The sequence below is a fragment of the Sorangium sp. So ce1153 genome, assembly GCF_051521595.1.
Lineage (GTDB): Bacteria > Myxococcota_A > Polyangia > Polyangiales > Polyangiaceae > Sorangium.
Window position 1 is genome coordinate 11,276,828 of the sequence record NZ_CP150361.1, and the last position, 17,445, is coordinate 11,294,272.

Annotated in this window: 19 protein-coding genes and 2 pseudogenes; 14 read left to right on the top strand and 7 right to left on the bottom strand. The window is 69.7% G+C overall.

From position 1 onward, the window contains the following. Window positions 1-36 precede the first annotated feature (36 nt). The 4 genes and pseudogenes from WME85_RS40920 to WME85_RS40935 all read left to right on the top strand — a co-directional run bounded on the left by WME85_RS40920 (window position 37) and on the right by WME85_RS40935 (window position 4,431). Window positions 37-1,391 (top strand): annotated as a pseudogene (locus WME85_RS40920) (DDE-type integrase/transposase/recombinase). Then, window positions 1,388-1,903 carry an AAA family ATPase gene (locus tag WME85_RS40925; RefSeq protein ID WP_437829207.1) on the top strand — a complete coding sequence of 172 codons (516 nt, stop codon included), beginning with the start codon at window positions 1,388-1,390 and terminating at the stop codon, window positions 1,901-1,903. Before WME85_RS40920 ends, WME85_RS40925 begins: the two are co-directional and overlap by 4 nt. 485 nt (window positions 1,904-2,388) lie before the next feature. Further along, window positions 2,389-3,978, top strand: a complete 1,590-nt coding sequence (ltrA, locus tag WME85_RS40930) for a group II intron reverse transcriptase/maturase (protein ID WP_437829209.1) — start codon at window positions 2,389-2,391, stop codon at window positions 3,976-3,978. Between the two features lie 6 nt (window positions 3,979-3,984). Then, the gene (locus WME85_RS40935) at window positions 3,985-4,431 is read left to right on the top strand and encodes a hypothetical protein (RefSeq protein ID WP_437829212.1); all 447 of its coding nucleotides are present in this window, start codon (window positions 3,985-3,987) and stop codon (window positions 4,429-4,431) included. Window positions 4,432-4,688: 257 nt separating this feature from the next. Here WME85_RS40935 and WME85_RS40940 read toward each other — a convergent pair. Then, a pseudogene (locus tag WME85_RS40940) lies at window positions 4,689-5,545 on the bottom strand (hypothetical protein); the annotation flags it as partial. 265 nt (window positions 5,546-5,810) lie between these two features. Here WME85_RS40940 and WME85_RS40945 point away from each other — a divergent pair. The 5 genes from WME85_RS40945 to WME85_RS40965 all read left to right on the top strand — a co-directional run bounded on the left by WME85_RS40945 (window position 5,811) and on the right by WME85_RS40965 (window position 7,643). Continuing rightward, a complete protein-coding gene (locus WME85_RS40945; RefSeq protein WP_437829214.1) occupies window positions 5,811-6,077 on the top strand; it encodes a hypothetical protein in 267 nt (88 codons plus the stop codon). Window positions 6,078-6,159: 82 nt separating this feature from the next. Then, the gene (locus WME85_RS40950; RefSeq protein ID WP_437829216.1) at window positions 6,160-6,552 is read left to right on the top strand and encodes a hypothetical protein; all 393 of its coding nucleotides are present in this window, start codon (window positions 6,160-6,162) and stop codon (window positions 6,550-6,552) included. 73 nt (window positions 6,553-6,625) lie between these two features. After that, window positions 6,626-6,943, top strand: a complete 318-nt coding sequence (locus WME85_RS40955) for a DUF4258 domain-containing protein (RefSeq protein WP_437829218.1) — start codon at window positions 6,626-6,628, stop codon at window positions 6,941-6,943. Window positions 6,944-6,954: 11 nt separating this feature from the next. Continuing rightward, window positions 6,955-7,146 (top strand): YgiT-type zinc finger protein, encoded by a 192-nt coding sequence (locus tag WME85_RS40960; RefSeq protein WP_437829220.1) that lies wholly within the window; start codon window positions 6,955-6,957, stop codon window positions 7,144-7,146. 155 nt (window positions 7,147-7,301) lie between these two features. Next, a complete protein-coding gene (locus tag WME85_RS40965; RefSeq protein ID WP_437829223.1) occupies window positions 7,302-7,643 on the top strand; it encodes a hypothetical protein in 342 nt (113 codons plus the stop codon). A 445-nt stretch (window positions 7,644-8,088) separates the two neighbouring features. On the opposite strand, the gene WME85_RS40970 is transcribed toward WME85_RS40965, so the two are convergent. The 4 genes from WME85_RS40970 to WME85_RS40985 all read right to left on the bottom strand — a co-directional run bounded on the left by WME85_RS40970 (window position 8,089) and on the right by WME85_RS40985 (window position 10,238). Continuing rightward, complete coding sequence (locus WME85_RS40970; protein WP_437829225.1) at window positions 8,089-8,364, bottom strand: hypothetical protein; 276 nt, start codon at window positions 8,362-8,364, stop codon at window positions 8,089-8,091. Between the two features lie 50 nt (window positions 8,365-8,414). Then, window positions 8,415-8,603, bottom strand: coding sequence for a hypothetical protein (locus tag WME85_RS40975; RefSeq protein WP_437829228.1), 189 nt, complete (start codon window positions 8,601-8,603; stop codon window positions 8,415-8,417). A 93-nt stretch (window positions 8,604-8,696) separates the two neighbouring features. Further along, on the bottom strand, window positions 8,697-9,905 hold the full coding sequence (locus tag WME85_RS40980; protein WP_437829231.1) for a winged helix-turn-helix domain-containing protein: 1,209 nt from the start codon (window positions 9,903-9,905) through the stop codon (window positions 8,697-8,699). A 30-nt stretch (window positions 9,906-9,935) separates the two neighbouring features. Continuing rightward, a complete protein-coding gene (locus tag WME85_RS40985; RefSeq protein WP_437829233.1) occupies window positions 9,936-10,238 on the bottom strand; it encodes a glucuronyl esterase domain-containing protein in 303 nt (100 codons plus the stop codon). A 263-nt stretch (window positions 10,239-10,501) separates the two neighbouring features. Between WME85_RS40985 and WME85_RS40990 the strand changes: the two genes are divergently transcribed. Beyond that, window positions 10,502-12,097 (top strand): Na+/H+ antiporter, encoded by a 1,596-nt coding sequence (locus WME85_RS40990; protein WP_437829235.1) that lies wholly within the window; start codon window positions 10,502-10,504, stop codon window positions 12,095-12,097. A gap of 84 nt (window positions 12,098-12,181) precedes the next feature. On the opposite strand, the gene WME85_RS40995 is transcribed toward WME85_RS40990, so the two are convergent. Next, entirely contained in the window at window positions 12,182-12,862 is a 681-nt protein-coding gene (locus WME85_RS40995; protein WP_437829237.1) for a TetR/AcrR family transcriptional regulator, read from the bottom strand. A gap of 80 nt (window positions 12,863-12,942) precedes the next feature. On the opposite strand from WME85_RS40995, the gene WME85_RS41000 reads away from it, so the two are divergent. The 4 genes from WME85_RS41000 (at window position 12,943) to WME85_RS41015 (ending at window position 16,191) form a co-directional block, all read left to right on the top strand. Then, window positions 12,943-13,725, top strand: a complete 783-nt coding sequence (locus WME85_RS41000; protein WP_437829239.1) for a TVP38/TMEM64 family protein — start codon at window positions 12,943-12,945, stop codon at window positions 13,723-13,725. Then, on the top strand, window positions 13,722-14,762 hold the full coding sequence (locus WME85_RS41005; protein WP_437829241.1) for an MBL fold metallo-hydrolase: 1,041 nt from the start codon (window positions 13,722-13,724) through the stop codon (window positions 14,760-14,762). The genes WME85_RS41000 and WME85_RS41005 overlap by 4 nt, the downstream gene beginning before the upstream one ends. 304 nt (window positions 14,763-15,066) lie before the next feature. After that, window positions 15,067-15,732: a dihydrofolate reductase family protein gene (locus WME85_RS41010; RefSeq protein ID WP_437829243.1), complete on the top strand. Its 666-nt coding sequence runs from the start codon at window positions 15,067-15,069 to the stop codon at window positions 15,730-15,732. Between the two features lie 24 nt (window positions 15,733-15,756). Further along, on the top strand, window positions 15,757-16,191 hold the full coding sequence (locus tag WME85_RS41015) for a YciI family protein (protein ID WP_437829245.1): 435 nt from the start codon (window positions 15,757-15,759) through the stop codon (window positions 16,189-16,191). A gap of 153 nt (window positions 16,192-16,344) precedes the next feature. Here WME85_RS41015 and WME85_RS41020 read toward each other — a convergent pair whose 3' ends face one another. Further along, a complete protein-coding gene (locus tag WME85_RS41020) occupies window positions 16,345-17,442 on the bottom strand; it encodes a ferritin-like domain-containing protein (RefSeq protein WP_437829247.1) in 1,098 nt (365 codons plus the stop codon). Window positions 17,443-17,445: the final 3 nt, after the last annotated feature.

The window sequence follows — 17,445 nt, forward strand, 5'->3', positions numbered from 1 at the left end:
CCGCGCGCCAGCAAGGCGCAGAAAGGACCTGTTCGAATGGCTCTCGGCCCCGCCGACCACGCCGAGACCGTGGCGATCTACCGCGCCACGGTCATCGGCTCTCTGATGCACCGCGTACTCACCCACGGCCAGCTCGCCGCCGAGCTGCGCGCCCTCAGCGAGCAGCGGTTTCGACCGCCGGGCGCGCACAGCACGCGCACCTACTCGGTGCCCACGCTCCAGCGCTGGCTGTACGCCTACCGCTCCGCTGGCCTCGACGGCCTGCGTCCGCAGCCACGCAGCGATCGCGGCTTCGCGCAGGAGCTCTCTGAGGAGCTGCGCGCGCTGCTGCTCGATATCCGGCGCGAGCATCCCGATGCCTCGGTGCCGCTCATCCTCAAGACGCTCGTGGACGAGGGGCGCCTCGAAGCGGGCAAGGTCTCCGAGCCCACCGTACGGCGCCTGTACGCGGCGCACGGCCTTCGCCGCCGTGCCGCGCGCGCCGAGGGCGAGCCGAAGACACGGCTGCGCTGGCAGGCCGAGCGCCCCGGCGCGCTCTGGCACGGTGACGTCTGTCACGTGACCGGCTGCACCGTCGGCGGCAAAGCGATGCCGATCCGCATTCACGGGCTGCTCGACGACGCCTCTCGCTACGTCGTCGCGCTCGAGGCGCACACCACCGAGAAAGAGGTCGACATGCTCGGCATGACCGTCGACGCCCTGCGCCGTCACGGCAAGCCCGACGCGCTTTATCTCGACAACGGCTCGACCTACCGCGGCGACATCCTCAAGACCGCTTGCGCGCGGCTCGGCATCACGCTCCTGCACGCAAAGCCGTACGACCCCGAGGCGCGCGGCAAGATGGAGCGCTTCTGGCGCACGCTGCGCGAGGGGTGCCTCAACTACCTCGGCGCCGTGGCCTCGCTCGTCGACATCAACACGACGCTCCGCGCCTTCCTCGACAGGCGCTACCACCCGGCGCCGCATGCGGGCCTGCTCGGTAGAGCCCGGCGCAGGTCTACGCAGCCCGCCCCGCCGGAGACAGCGCCGTCGACGAGAAGGCGTTACGCAGCGCGCTCACCGAGCGTACCCGGCGCCGTGTCTCGGGCGACAACATCGTCTCTGTCGACGGCATCGCTTGGCAGCTCGACCAGGGCTACCTCGCTGGCCAGATCGTCTCTGTCGACCGGTGCTTCATCGCGCCGGACGAGCCGCCGTGGGTCGAGCACGAGGGCAAGCGCCTTGTGCTGCATCCGGTCGACCCGCAGCGCAACGCGCGGCGCAAGCGGCCTCCGTGCGGAGGCCCAGCGGCGGATAAGCCGACGCGCCCGGTGGACTTCAACCCCGCGCGGACGCTCGGTCGCCGGGCGGGCGATGGCGAGGACACCAGCGAGACCGGAGGTGGAGCGTGAGCGAGTCGTACGTCCGCTTCTTCACCCTGTCGTCCGCCCCCTTCTCCAAGGAGATCCAGGACGGCGAGCTGTGGCTGCCGCCCTCCAAGGAGCAGCTCGTCGAGGAGGTGTGCGAGGCCGTGCACGAGCACGCCCAGGTGCTGCTGGTCGGTGAGCCCGGCGCCGGCAAGACGTGTGTGCTGCGGGCGGTGCGGCATCGGTTGCCGCAGGCAGGCTTCCGGTTGACCTACTGCCACAACGCCACGCTGGGCCGTCGCGACTTCTATCGTCAGCTCTGCCATGCGCTTGGCCTCAACCCCGCTGCGACCGCGGCGGCCGTCTTCTATGCCGTCAGCGCGCATGTCGAGACACTCGGCCGCGAGCGTATTCACCCGGTCTTTCTGCTGGACGAAGCGCACCTGCTCCACCAGGACACGCTGGATCATCTCCACATCCTGCTCAACGTGCGCCGTGAGGCGCTGATACGACCGGGGACCACAAGGGGTCCCCCTCACCTGGGTCGAGCTGGGTGAAGAAGGGCGCCGCGAACGTCTCCGGGGACTGGACCGGAGGCCTGCAACAGCCGAGCGGCGTGAAGAGCCGGCGCAGGGAGCCATTGGCGACCGAGGCCGGTGACCGAAGGTGCCACGGTGAGAGACGCATGAACGATCGTTCAGGCAAATCGAAGTCGGCGTTGGAACCCTCTGTACGGAAGGATGCCCCGCCTCGCGCGGGTTTGCAGCCAGAGCCTGGTTGTCAGTTGAAAACGACTGGGTGTGCCCAGCCTGGGCACGCCGGCTCCCAGCCTCGAACGGGAGACCGGTCCGCGCTGCCAGGGGCAAAGCCGACCACCTACCGCACCACGGGTTGTATCAGTGAACACGGGAACCTCGATCCGGGCGCCAGCGCCGCAAGCGTTGGCAAGCCGACAGGTCCGGCCATGTCTCGGACGAGGGACGGAGCCCCCGTAGTAGTCGGAGCGCGGGAAAGCCGCGTACAAGGCGAAGGGGGGCAGTCGATGGGGACGGCTCACGCTGCGCCGGGGAAAGCCGTGTATGCGGCATCTCAGTCCGATCTGGACTGGCTCCGGAGCGTACAACGTGAGCTACACCGGCGAAGTAGAGAAGATCCAGATTACGTATTTCGCAAGCTGTGGGGGTTCATTGTCGATCCTCGCACGTTGCGATGCGCCCTTCACCGCGTGGCTCGCAACCGTGGGAGCCGCACGGCGGGCGTAGACGGAATCACGATGGGGAGCCTCATCCGGGACATCGGCGCGGAGCTCTTCGCGCAGAAACTGCGGGAGGAGTTGAGGTGCCGAACCTACCGGCCGAGTCCAGTGCGTCGGGTGCTCATCCCGAAGACAGGTCAGCCTGGTAAGTACCGTCCGCTGGGCATCCCCACCGTCCAGGATCGTGTCGTGCAGGCAGCGTTGAAGAGCATCCTCGAGCCGATCTTTGAGGCGGACTTCTTCCCCGTCTCATACGGCTTCCGCCCTGGGCGCGGCGTCCATGGAGCGCTGGAGCATCTCCGGATGCTTCTGCGTCCCCGGCCTATCTGCGAACAGGGCAAGGCTGTGAATCGGCTTCCATACCAATGGGCCATTGAGGGAGATATAAAGGGGTGCTTCGACAACATCAACCATCACGCGCTGATGAACCGGGTGCGCCGGCGCATCGGCGATCTCAAGGTGAATCGGTTGGTGAGCGCCTTCCTGAAAGCGGGCGTCCTGTCCGAGGAGCAATTCTCCCGGACGGAGGCAGGCACCCCGCAAGGTGGGATCCTGTCTCCCCTCCTCGCGAACATCGCGCTCAGCGTGATCGAGGAACGGTACGAACGACACGTGTGGCCACGCCGCACGCCGACGCTTCGCACCGATCCGGAGACGATTACACGGCGGGCCAACGAGAGACGTACCACCGACAGGCGGCGCGGTCTCCCGGTGTTCGTCCCTATTAGGTATGCGGATGACTTCATCCTTCTCGTCGGCGCACCGCCCGGCCCGCAGCAACAAGCGGACGCCGAGCGATATGCAAACGAGGAGAAGTCTGCGCTGGCCGCCTTCCTGAAGAACGAGTTAGGATTGGAGCTGTCGGAAGCGAAAACGCTAGTGACCCCGGTCACGAGACCCATGCGCTTCCTGGGCCACCATATCCTGGTACGGCGACATCCCGGCCACCGCCGGATGGTGAGCGCCAGCCTCGTTCCGAAGGAACGCAGCAAGCTCTTCCGGGAGCGCGTGAAGCGGCGGTTCTCGAACTCCACGAAGAACCAGTCGTTGAGCAAGCAACTCCGGAAGCTCAACCCCATGCTGCGAGGCTGGGCGAACTTCTACCGGCATGCTTGGGGTGCGAAGAAGGTGTTCAACTTCCTCGACCACTATGTCTGGTGGACGGTCGCCCGCTGGCTCACGAAGAAGCATCGGCTCTCCCTGAAGCGCCTCGCCAGACGCTACGGCTGGCGAAAGCCAGGGGGCCGATGCGTGCGCTGGAAGGACGGAGAGGTTACCCTCTTCGAGACCTCCCAGCTCACTGTTGAGCAATACAAGCTGGGGTGGATGCACGCGCCGTACTTCGCTACAAACGTCGATAGAGAGCCCGGTGCATAACGAAAGGTGCACGCCGGGTTCGGAGGGGGGCGGCCGGAGACCGATCTGGCGCAAGCCAGACACGGCGCCGGCCGCCCACCCACCTATGAATGGGACAGTCGTGCCCTGCTATCGCTGATCCTGGTAGGGCTGCCCGACCTCCAAGACCGGCTCGAGCTGCGCAAGAACCGCTCGCTGTACTCGCGCATCGAACGGCGTCTGTCAATTGGCCCCATGGTCCCCAATGACACCGGCGAGTACGTGCGCCTGCGGATGAGCCGCGCCGGCGCTGACCGCGAGGTCTTCACCGCCGACGCACTCACCCTGCTGCACGAGGCGGCCGGCTCGAGCCTGCGCGAGATCGACCGCATGGCCACCGCCGCGCTGCGCGAGGCGGCGCGGCGCAAGAAGAAGCTCGTCGAGCGCGAGGTGATGGCTCACCTCGTCGGCGACCTGGGAACGGACGGCAGCTGACGCTGACCGCGATGACGGGTGCGTCCTCGGGGCCGGCACAGGAGCTCCTCGCCGGCGCCGGCGCCGGCGTCGACGGTCGAGCGATGATGGCCATCACGAGGCCGCCAGCGGCGCACGCCTCAGGGATGGCCATCGCCCTCCTTGGCCTCAACCGCGCACGCTTGCGATGGCCATCGCCCTCTTGACCCCAACCGAGCACGCCCGCGATGGCCATCAACGGGTCTGCTCGGCGAGCCATCAGCCAGCGTGAGCGTCAACACGGATGCAGCGCAGCGGATCCAGCGGTCCAGCTCGGCCACGTCGGTGCTCGCGAGGACGCGCTCCCGGACCTCGGCAGGGACCTCCAGCCCGCGGGCCTCGAGGAAGGCCAGCACGTCGTGCGCCTTGGCTTCGAGGATCCCCTCCTGCCGCCCCTGCTCCACGCCCTTCGCCACGTAGCTGCGCGCGAATTCACTCTGAAACTCGTATCCGCTCTTCATCATCGCCTCCAACGTCCGCCTCGCCGCTTCGTTCAGCGAGGATCCACCAGGTCCCAGTACACGGCGCGGCGCTCCTCATCGAACCCGGCGGCCGCCCCCAGGAACGCCACGCCGATCGCCTCCCCGACCTCCTCCTGCCCGTGCGCCATGGCCGAGAGCACGACCACCTCGGGCGCCGCCCTCGCCTGCTCGGCGTCGGTGACGACCGGGACGCCCGCGGGCCCGAGCACCAGCGGCGTCAGCGTCAAGCCGGGGTGGTCCATGTCGATCGACCGCGCGCACCACCGCGCGATCTCCGCGTCCACCGTCACGGCCAGCAGCCACGTCGGACAGCGGTGCCGGGCCCTCGTCTGGCTGATATAGACCGGCCAGACGTACGGCTTGTCCGGGTCCACGCCGAGCTGGACCTCGACCACGATCGCCATCGCGGGCCGCTGCTGCTCGCCGACCAGCAGCACGACAATGACGTCCGCCCGGCGGTCCGAAGGCACGATCTCGGCGAGGTCGGAGGACTCGACGCGCGCCTCCGTGAAGGCCGGTATCGGCTGGCCGAGCGCGTCCTGCAGCATCTCGGCGGCCAGCGTCGGCCGGTTCTTGAACAGCTCCACCAGGGCTTCATGGGTCACAGAGGGCATCGGGTCGTCTCTCGGGTGATGGCAGCCATGCTGACTCTCGAGCGGCGCGCCAGGCCCATGCGTACGGGCCGCAGGGGCCGGAGCAGCCGCCTCCACCTCTTCAATTCCGTGCAGCTCCTTCGAGTCGTCACGCCGTGTGACCTCGCGCACGGCCGACGCGGCTCCGGACGTGGGCGTCGAAGTTCGCGTAAGCCCCCAGGGGCGCCGCGACCTGAGACACGGGTCCGCGTCCCCGCGGCGCTGCCGACGTGGTAGCCTGGTCACGATGCGCAACGCTGACGAGCTCCGGCGGTTCGCTCGCCAGGGCTGGGAGGCCGCCCAGCGCGACAAGGAGCTCTACTGGCGCGACTGGAAGCGCCAGCATGGCCCTGCCGCCGGGATCCGGATCGCCGATGAGCTCCGCAAGCAAGTCCTCGCGCAAAAGCCCGGCTGGCCCAGCGAAGAAGAGCGCCGCGAAGACCTCGCCACGCACCTCCGCGTCCTCGAGGCCCTCGATCGCGTCGCGGCCCGCCGCCGTCGCCCTGCTCGCTGACCTCGCCGCGGCGCTGCGCAGGCGGCGCCTCCGCTGGTACGTCTTCGGCGCGCAGGCCGCCGTGGCCTACGGCAGGCCCCGCATGACCGCGGACGTCGACGTCACCGTCGACCTCGCGCAGACCAGCACGCTCACCCTCGTGGACGACCTCTCGCGCGCGAGCTTCGACCTCCGGCTCGACCTCGGTGAGGACTTCCTCCGCGAAGCCCGCCTGCTCCCGCTCGTGCACCGCCCGACCTGCATGCCCATCGACCTGGTGATCGCGGCGTCGAGCCTGCACGTCGAGGTCCTGGCGCACCGCAGCCTGATCGACCTCGGCGGCGTGCGCGTGCCGATGAACTGGCTGGGTTGCCGGAGCATCCTCTGTGCCGGGCCCCGCCATGCTCGACGCGGCGGCTACCTCGCTCAGCCCCACCGTCCCGGCAAGCATCCGGAACGTCGACGGCGTGTACCAGGAGGCGCATGGCCGCCCTGAAGGCGCCGGGCCGCCTCCGCGTGGAGCTCGACTGAAGTTTCGTGCATACTGCCGCAAGAAGCGGTCAAGCTCGATGGAGGCAAGCGTTCTCGACCAAGTCCGGGCGGCGGCGGCGAAGAAGATCCTCTTCCTCCCCCACGCGGTGCGACAGATGAGCCGGCCCAGCCGGATGATCTCACCCGCTGAAATCGACGCGACGATCACGGCCGGCGAGCTGGTTGAGGACTACCCGGAGGACGTGCGCGGCCACAGCTGCCTGCTCCTGGGCTCTGGGGAAAGCGGCCGTCCCATCCACGTCGTCTGCGCACCGAAGCCAGATTATCTTGCCATCATCACGGCCTACATTCCCCATCCCGATCAGTGGTCCGCCGACTTCAGGCAGAGGAAGTGATCATGCAGTGCATGCATTGTCGAGGTGAGATGAAGCGCTCCCACGCTCCGTTCAGCGTGGACCGCAACGGCTATCACGTGCGCTGGGACGCGGTGCCCGCATGGGTGTGCGATCAGTGCGGCGAGCCCTATTTCGAATCGGCCGAGGTCGCGCGCATTCAACGCGCCCTCGAAGCGCTCGATCGCGAGACCGAGGCGGCGTGACCGGCGGTCCCAGGGCTGGCTGGGGGACGCACGCCCACCGGAGGAGGCCCCCCAGCCGCTCTCCCTCGAGGAGCGCCGCGCGCGCTGCCATTCGGCCCCTGTCGGAGAAGCCAGGGCAGGCCGGATACGTCTACGCGACGCGATCGGGCCATGGCGTGGCGATCGGGGTGTCGCGGGAGCACGCAGGACGTGTCATCAAGGTGGAGCAGCTCTACCAGGACGGCTGCATGGTGCTCGACCATGCGAACCCGAGCAAGGCCCTGCGGCGGTACCTGTCCGATCGCACGCTGGCCTATTACGCGACCATCGAGCTCCGGTGGAACGCTGGCGATACCTGCTCGCCAGGGGAGCTCGCCGCGCTGTTTTTGTCCGCGTGGATCCAACTGTCTGCGCCGATAGCGGCGTTCGAGAGGAGCTGCGGAGAATTGAAGGGGGCCGGTTCGGTGCTCGCCTCTGCCTCGCCGCAGCGCATCGAGGCGCAGGGCACGTCCCCGTAGGCGCCTGGGTCGAGCGGGTTGAAGACCCGGATCCACGCCTCATGACGGTCAGCGCACGCCGCGGCGAGTTCGTGCCGTCCCGCCTCCAGGATCTGGGAGGTGACGGTCTCCGCCGTCGTCACCGGGTCGAGCGAGACCGCGAAGCTGCGCGGCAACGGGTCAGCCTCCGCCCTGCCGTCCTGCTCTCCTCCCGCGTCGGTCGGTTCGTCTGCTGCTCGACAGGCCGGCGCTCCCATGAGCGCGACCATGGCCAGCCCGATCCTGCTGTGCATGAGCCGCTTCCCCGCGCAGCGACCTCCATTGCACACGGAATTGCAGTGCGAGCGTCATGCCACGCTGATGAACCAGCGCGCGAGGTGGGCCGCCGCGGCCGCGCGCGGGGCTCAACGACTTCCAGGATCGAGCTCGCTTGCGCGCGTTCCTGCCACGCCGAGGCGGTGCGCGCTCAAGAGCCGGTCGTCGCGAGCAGCTCCCTGGCGTCGCCGACGGATGCAGCGCGGTGGATCCAGCGGTCCAGCTCGGCCACGTCGGTGCTCGCGAGGACGCGCTCCCGGACCTCGGCAGGGACCTCCAGCCCGCGGGCATCGAGGAAGGCGAGCACGTCGTGCGCCTTGGCTTCGAGGATCCCCTGCTCCCGGCCCTCCTGCCGCCCCTTCTCCACGCCCTTCGCCACGTAGCTGCGCGCGAATTCGCTCTGAAATTCGTATCCGCTCTTCATCATCGCCTCCAACGTCCGCCTCGCCGCTTCGTTCAGCGAGGATGCACCAGGTCTCAGTACACGGCGCGGCGCTCCTCATCGAGCCCGGCGGCCGCCCCCAGGAACGCCACGCCGATCGCCTCGCCGACCTCCTCCTGCCCGTGCGCCATGGCCGAGAGCACGACCACTTCGGGCGCCGCCCTCGCCTGCTCGGCGTCGGTGACGACCGGGACGCCCGCGGGCCCGAGCACCAGCGGCGTCATCTCCGGCGGCGACCCGACCCATCCGGAAAACAGGTGAAGATCGCCCTCAGGGCGCCTGGGTACACGCAGCGTGTTGTTCGTGGCTATCCGCGGCTATCCGCCCGACAGGGCCCCTGCCAGCCGCTCCGCCAGGTCGCCCCTCGGCTCCACCCGCACGCGCTCCAGCCCCAGCCACGCGGCCATGGTCCGCAGCTCCCCCGCCAGCCGCTCCGGCGTCTCCGCCCCCGCCCAGGGCTCGGCGTGGCTTGCCTGCACGAGCAGCACGCCCGCCTTGCGATCGGCCTTCAGGTCCACCCGCGCGGTGATCGCGTCGCCCTCGAGAAACGGCAGCACGTAGTAGCCGTGGGTCCGCTTCTCCGCGGGGGTGTAGATCTCGAGCCGCACCCGCACGCCGAACATCCGCTCGGTGCGCTCGCGGAACCAGATCAGGTTGTCGAAGGGCGACAGGAGCGCGCAGGCCTCGATCCGCCGCGGCCACCGGGCGGCGGGCTCGAGAAACGCCGGCTCCCGCCAGCCCTTCACGCTCACGGGGATCAGCTCACCGCCCTCGACGAGCTCGGCGACCCGCGCCTTCGTCTCGGCGACCCCCATGCGGAAATAGTCCCGCAGGTCCCGCTCGGTCGCCACGCCCAGGGCCCGGGCGGCGATGCGGAGCAGCGCGCGCTGGGCGTCCTCGCGCGCGGGCGTCGGCGCCTCGATCACCGCCCTGGGCAGCGCCCTCTCCGGCAGGCCATACACCCTCTCGAAGGTCCCCCGCCGGGTGGCGGTGGTCAGCTCGCCGGTCCAGAACAGGCACTCGGCCGCCCGCTTGGCGTCGCTCCAGCCCCACCAGCCGCCCTTTCCCTTCCTGCCGATCTCGAGCTCGGAGGCGGCCAGCGGCCCGCGCTCGCGGATCTGCTCCAGCGCCCGGTCCACCACCGGCCGGTGCTCGCGCAGGAAGCGCGCCACACCCTTCCAGACGCCCACCCCGTCGCGCGCGTCGGCCATCCGCCAGCGCAGCAGCGGCTGGGTGGTGAGCGGCAGCAGCGACGCCTCGTGCGCCCAGTACTCGAACAGGGGCCGCTTCCTCGCCCACGCGAGCTCCTCCAGCATCGGCCGCGGATAGGCCCCCAGCCGCGAGAAGGCCGGAAGGTAATGGGTGCGCGAGACGACGTTGACGCTGTCGATCTGCACCACGCCCAGCCGCTCGATCAGCCGGGTCAGCTGCTGCTTCGTCGTCGCCGGCCCGGGTCGCTCCGCCCGGAAGCCCTGCGCCGCCAGCGCGATGCGCCGAGCCTCCGCCGCCGACAGGGTGTCCTTCATCCGCGCCTTCCGTCCATTGGGGTCCACACCCTAGATCTCGAGCAACGAAAGAACAACGTCGCGGCGCCACCTCACCACGCCAGCCGCCCTCCCGCTGGTGAACGAGCCGAACGCGTCGCCCAGCCAGTAGGTCTCGCCATGGGCGCTGCTCGGGCGCTCGGCCATCTCCCCGGGGATCCCGCGCCAGATCGGGACGCCACCGCTGCCAGACTCGATCGGCAGGATCAGGGCGATGCGCTGATCGAGGGCGCCGATCGTGAACGCGCCCTTGCCGAAGCGAGAGCATCCTGAGACCCCGACGGCCCCCGACGGCATCCGCTTTGAGGATCTCACCGCCGAACTGCTCGATGACATCGATGATCCGGCTGACGCCCCAGGACCAGGCGACCAGGAGGCCCGTGGTGCTGCTGGAGCCGTAGGTGTCGTAGAACGCCCCTCGCTTGCTGCTTCGTCCCCTTCAGCCCTCCAGGCAAGGGCTTCTTGACGCGCAAGAGGAGCGAAGGCACGAGGCTCGACAGCCAGCTGGAGCGACGAGCCGGCCTCGGATCGGGAGCCTGCGAGAGGTTCAGCCACGAGGGTTGAGGAGAAGAAAGCGCATGGTCCTCTTCGAGCTGATCGTCGGTCTGCTGTTCGCGGGGGCGCTGTTCGCGCTCTGGGCAGAGCGGCTGAGCGTGCCTTATCCGGCGCTGCTTGCGCTGGTCGGGGCCGGCCTTGCGCTGGTTCCGGGGATACCCGACCTCCAGCTCGACCCGGAGCTGGCGCTGGCGCTGTTCGTCGCGCCGACCTTGCTCGACGCGGCCTACGACGCCTCGCCTCGCGACCTGCGCCACAGCCTCGCTTCGGTCGTCAGCCTGGCCGTCGTCGTGGTCGTGCTGACCGTGGCGGCCGTGGCGTGGGCTGCCCGCCTCGTCGTGCCCGAGATGAGCTGGGCGGCAGCGTTCGCGCTCGGAGCTATCGTGGCGCCGCCCGACGCGTCCGCCGCCTCCGCGGTGCTGCGAAAGCTGCAGCTCCCGCACCGTCTGCTCGTGGTCCTCGAAGGCGAGAGCCTGTTCAACGACGCCACGTCGCTCCTCATCTACCGGGTGGCGGTCGGCGCCGCGATGACTGGCGCCTTCTCCGGATGGAGCGTGGCGCCGATGCTCTTGCTCACGTGCGGAGGCGGCGTCCTGGCGGGCTGGGGGCTCGCGCGTATCTACATCGGGTTCGCCGACCGCGTGGACGATATCCCCATCAACGTGCTGCTGCAGTTCCTCGGCACCTTCGCCGTCTGGATGCTCGCCGAGCGCCTCGGGCTATCCGCCATCATCACCGTGGTCGCGTACGCCATGACGGTGGCCCAGCGGGTGGCGGGCCGGAGGAACGCGCGCCGCCGGATCGCCTCCTACGCGGTGTGGGAGGTCGCCGTGCTCGTGCTCAACGTGCTCGCCTTCGTGCTCATCGGGCTGCAGCTCCGGGTGGTGCTCTCGCGCGTACACGGGCACGAATGGCGCACGTACGCGCTGTGCGCGGGCGCCGTATGCGCGGCGGTGGTCCTCGTCCGGATCGCGTGGATGATGGCGTACACCGGAGCGGTGCGCTGGACGGCGCGCCGCTCCGGCGCACGGTCGCCGTCGCCGGCGACGCTGCCGACCACCGGAAGCGCGCTCCTCGCCTCCTGGTGCGGCATGCGAGGCATCGTCACGCTGGCCGCGGCGCTGGCCTTGCCGGACGGCTCGACCGCCTTTCCCCACCGTGACCTCATCGTCTTCTCGGCGTTCTGTGTCGTGCTGAGCACGCTGGTCGTGCAGGGCTTGACGCTGCGGCCATTGATGCAGCGGCTCAACTTGCGTGACGACGGCGCGGTGGAGCAGGAGATCGGCCTCGCCCGGGTCGAGACGGCGCGCGCCGCCTTGCGTGCGCTCGAGCACCCGGGCGCAAAGTCACCTTCGGTCGATCTCCTGCGCAGCGAGTACGAGGCCCGGCTGCGCGCCGAGGAGTCACGCGACGAGCACAGGGCCGTGGAGCGGAGCGACGCGAGCCTCGCGACGCTCCAGCGGCAGGCCGTGGAGGCTCAGCGAGAGGCGCTCAGGGACCTGAGAGCCCGACATGTGATCGGCGATGATGCGTTTCACGTGGTGGAGGAAGAGATCGACCTGCTCGAGCTGACCGCGGACGTGCGGGTGCCGCCCACGCTCGAGCGCGCGGCGTCGTGACCGAGGCGCGCGCTCGAGCGTGGGCGCGCCGGAGCCGAGGCAGCTGACGAGCGGCCGCCCCTCCCGGCGCCGTCATGCCTCTCGTCATCGTGTCTTGCCGCGCGCCCGGCGCGGCCGGCCGCCCTCGCGGCGAGGGCTCGCCGGTCCTTGATTCGCCTGCTTCTCTCGGCGTTCCCGCTGCGGCAGGCACATCACGCGCGCGGCGACGGACATCCCCTCGACGAAGGCCTCGCGCGTCGCGGCGCCGTACTTCAAGCCGCGCGCCGAGGCGTACAGGGTGTCCGCGAGCTGGCGCCCGGTGACGCCCGCGGGCGCGTACGCGGCCACCAGCCCGGAGGCGCGCAGGGCCTCCTCCACGGCCTCGATGAACTGCCCCTCACGCTCGTCGACCACGGGGCCGACGAGCTCCTTCGTGGCGGCCGCGAGGTCCGCCGCTTCGGACCCGAGCGCGCCCACGAACTGGCCGACCCACGTGTCGAACGTGGCCACGAGCCGCTCCTCCAGCGGGCGCTCCGCGTCGGCGAGGGCGCCCGCGGCGGCGGCGAGCGCGGAGTCGAGGAAGTGCGCCACCGACGCGCGGAACAGCTCTTCCTTGGTGGCGAAGTGGAGGTAGAGGCCCTGTCGCGAGACGTTCGCGGCGCGCGCGACCTCGTCCATCGACGTCTTCCGGAAGCCGAAGCGCAGGAACACCGTCAGCGCCGCGTCCATCAGCTTGCGGCGGCGCAGATCGTCGGCCGGCCTGTCGGGGGAGCTCGCTTCGCTCACGATGACCAAAGTTGACAGAGTGGATTCATCTTGTCAACAGTCCACTTGACAACCTGGTCCTGCATCGTCAACCTCGTCCGGTGAGCTCGCCCGACCCCTCGCCCGATCTCGCGCTCCCGCCGGGCGGCGCTGCCGCGTCCTCCGGCGAGCCGGACGGGGCCTCGCCGCCTGCGCCCCTGCCCGGTCCGGCGGCGGCCGGCGGCGCCGCCAGGCTCGCGAAGGTCGGCGCCGTCGCCGCCGTGCTCGCGCTCCTCGCCGCCGCGCACGGCGCCGGCCTGCTCGAGATCTTCGGCGAGCCCGCGCGGATCAAGCAGGCGCTCGTGGAGCTCGGCCCGTGGGGGTACGTCGCGTTCGTGGCGGCGTACGCCGCGCTCCAGCCGTTCGGCGTGCCGGGTACGGTGTTCATCGTGGCGGCGCCGCTCATCTGGCCCTGGCCGGTGGCGTTCGCGCTCTCGATGGCGGGCACCATGGCGGCGAGCGTCGTGGGCTTCTCGTTCGCTCGCTTCGTCGCGCGCGACTGGGTGTCGAGGCGGGTGCCGGCGCGCTTCCGCGCCTACGACGAGGCCCTCAGGCGGCGGGCGTTCTTCACGGTGTTCATGCTCCGCCTCGTCCTCTGGATGCCGCCCATGCTCCACGTGTTCTTCGGCGTCTCCGGGGTGCGCTTCTCCACCCATTTCTGGGGCTCGCTGGCCGGTTATCTCCTTCCCTTGCTGGCGACTGCGTACTTCGGAGAGCGGGTCTTCGGCGCCCTGCGCGACGCGCCCCCCTCGGCGTGGGTCGGCATCGGCGCCGCTCTTGTCACTGTCATTGTCGGGCTCTGGCTCCTCAGGCGCCGCGCCCGGCAGGAGGTCGTCCCGTCATGAACGATTCCCAGCGTCGCAAGGGGCTCCGGCTCGAGCGGGCGCGCGCTTCCGCCCAGTTCCGGGGCGGCAAGTTCCAGAACCCGTCGGGCGCCGGCCCCGGGATGAACGGCTCGTCGCTGCCCGTCATCGGCGAGTATTTCTTCGGTCGCGGCCAGCGGACGCCGCCCGGTCCCCTGCCCCTCGCGCGGCCGCACGAGGCCTGGGCGCGGCGGAGCGCGACCGGCCTGCGGGTCACGTGGCTCGGCCACAGCACCGTGCTGCTCGAGCTCGACGGCCGCCGCGTCCTCACCGATCCGGTGTTCGGCGAGCGCGCCTCCCCCGTCTCGTTCGCGGGCCCGATGCGCTTCCACCCCGTCCCGGCGGCGCTCGAGGAGCTGCCGCCGCTCGACGCCGTCGTGCTGTCGCACGACCACTTCGATCACCTGTGCGCGCCCACCATCGCGGCGCTGGCCCGCGCGCGCGTCCCCATCGTCACGGCGCTCGGCGTGGGCGCGCACCTCGAGGCGCTCGGCGTCGACCCGGCGCGGGTCACCGAGCTCGACTGGCACGAGAGCGCGGAGGTGGGCGGCGTCCGCTTCACCGCGACGCCGTCGCAGCACTTCTCGGGCCGCGGGCCGACGAGCGGCAACAGGACGCTCTGGGCGTCCTGGGTCATCGAGGCGGAGCGGCGCAAGGTCTTCTTCTCCGGCGACACAGGCCTGTTCCCCGAGCTCGCGGACATCGGCCGGAGACACGGCCCCTTCGACCTGGTGATGCTCGAGGTAGGCGCGTACCACCCCGCGTGGGGGGCGATCCACCTCGGCCCCGAGAACGCGCTGACCGCGTTCGAGATGCTCGGCGGCGGCACGCTCCTGCCGGTCCACTGGGGCACATTCAACCTCGCCCTCCACGACTGGGACGAGCCGGCCGAGACGTTGCTCTCCCTGGCGGCCGAGCGCCGCGCGCGCGTCGTGACGCCGCAGATCGGCGCGGCCGTCGAGCTCGAGCACGTCGACGCGCCGACCCCCTGGTGGCGCGCCGTCGCCGGCGCGCGCTGACGGACAGGGCGCGCGCCCGAGACCTCCCCTCAAATCCTTCGGAGGCCGCGCTCCGGGACGCCGGCACCGGGGTCCCGCCGTACCACGGCCTCTGCCGAACCACGACGCTCGCGGTCGTCTGATCTCGGTCCGCCCTACGGGTGACCGCCTAACCCCTTGAATAAACAGCACTTTCGTGTGACGACCGGCCCACGAAAAAAAATCTCGTCGGCGTGTCGATCTGGCCCCGGCTCGTTCGTCGCTGCACCAGGAGACGGCTGTCACGACGACCGCGGGCGATGCCTGCGCAAGAGGAGTTACGCTCATGTCGAGGCTTCGGGCAAACGCAATTGCAATTTCCATCGATGGTTACGGCGCCGGTCCCGACCAAGGTCTGGACAATCCGATGGGCGTCGGAGGGATGGCGCTGCACAAGTGGGTATTCGGCACGAAGACGTTCCAGAAGATGAGCGCCGACTTCGCCGCATCGCTGATCGGCGACGAACCTGGCAGAGGAGGCGTCGACGACGACTTTGCTGCGCGCGGCTTCGAGAACATCGGCGCCTGGATCATGGGCCGCCACATGTTCGGGCCGATGCGGGGCCCCTGGTCCGACGACGGTTGGAAAGGATGGTGGGGCAGCAACCCGCCCTACCATGTGCCCGTCTTCGTGCTCACGCACCATGCTCGTGCGCCCATCACGATGGATGGCGGAACGACGTTCCACTTCGTCACCGATGGCATCCATGCCGCGCTGAGCCGCGCGAAGGAGGCGGCTCAGGGCAAGGACGTCCGACTCGGCGGGGGAGCCGCCACCATTCGCCAGTACCTCACCGCCGGGCTGCTCGACGAGCTCCACCTCGTGATCTCCCCCGTGCTTCTGGGCAGGGGCGAGCACCTCCTCGCCGGCATCGATGCGGTGAGCCTCGGCTACAAGTGCACGGAGCACGCCGCCACGGACCACGCCACCCATGTCGTCCTGACGAAGTAGCCTCACACCAAGGAGAAGAGCTCCATGAAAGTCATGGTGTTCGTCAAGGCCACCAAGGAGTCCGAGGCGGGGATGATGCCGGACGAGAAGGTCATCGCCGAGATGGGCAAGTTCAAAGAGGAGCTCGTCAAAGCCGGTGTCATGCTCGCCGGAGAGGGGCTGCACCCGAGCAGCAAAGGCAAGCGCCTGCACATCTCCGGCGGCAAGACGACGCTCATCGACGGTCCCTTCGCCGAGACCAAGGAGCTCGTCGGCGGATACTGGATCTGGCAGGTGAAGGCGCTGGACGATGCAGTCGAGTGGGCCAGGCGCTGCGCCGACTACATGCCCAGCGGGGAATGGGTGCTCGAGCTTCGACCGATCTTCGAGGCGGAGGACTTCGGCGAGGACTTCACGCCGGAGCTGCGCGCGCAGGAGCAACGCCTGCGCGCCGAGATAGAGCGGCAGCGGAAATCCTGAAGGAGAGGCAGGCACATGCGAGGCGAGACCAGTTGAAATTCCTTTCTATCTGGCCGCCTCGTTCGTGCTGGTCATCCAGCTGACGTGGATTTCGCGCCTACGACACCGGACTTCTCACCCCTCGGATCGGCATCCTGGGCGTGAAATCCGCGCTCAGGGCTGGAACGGCGGCGCGGCGATGGGGCCGTTCGGGTTCAACGGATCGACGAGGTGCTGCACGACCTGCTGCGCGAGGAGCTTCAGCTCGAACATGATGCCGAGCGCGCTGTTGAACATCTCCGGGCGACCGTTCCACGTGGCCTCGAGCGCGTCGAGCAGGCGGAGGTAGGCGTCGTAGAAGGCCCCGCCGGTGTAGCTCGCGGCCGACGTGGGCGGGTAATCGCCCAGGCGGACGTTCTCGGGAAACCTGTAGACCCGGCTCGCGTCGAGCGGCACCGGCTCGCCGGTGTACGACCACCCCGAAGGAGCGGACTTGTCGGCGACCAGCCGGCGCCCGAACGCGATCTCGCCGAACTTGAAGTAATGCGCCATCTCGTTGCCGCCGGCGTGGGGGTTGATCGGATCCTTGCCGACATTGGCCCCCTCCCCCTGGCGGACGATGGTGCGGAGCGCGGCCTCAGCGCTCGCCAGGTCGCGCACCCGGCACGTCGGATCGCCCGGTACGCTCGACGGGAACCAGCGCGAGAGATCGAGCTGGCGCTCGAGGTGCGGGTCCGCGAACGGGTCCTGCCCGCTCTGCACCAGCCGCTTCAGCGAGGTGATGATCGCGTCGTAGAAATCGCCGATGGAGCCGTACCCCTTCTTCTTGTTCTCGGCGACCCGCTGCGCGATCTGCGGGTCCTCGCCGGGCAGGACCGCGGTCGTGTCGGGGCGCTCGATCGCCATGAACACGTTCTTGAGCTGCGCCGTCGTGAGCGAGCCGAGCGATACGGTCAGCTCGGGGTCGATCGACATCGGCAGGTGTCCGGGGTATTTGAGCTCCAGCCCGAGCTTGCGGATCGGCGGATGGCCACCGAGCGCGACCGCGGTGTTGGCGGCGAGCGCCATGTGCAGCATCTCCTCGACCACCACCGCCTGCACGAGGATGCGCGCCTCGTCATTGGCGCCCGGCTTGAGCGAGAAGACGCCCGTCAGGTACGGAGGCAACGTCGAGAGCTCCAGCTGGATGGCGCCCTCGAGGGTGGCGGTCAAGTCATCGGCGTTCTGGGCCTCGCGGGCCCGGGCGATCAGTTTTTTATCGACGAAGAGCATGGT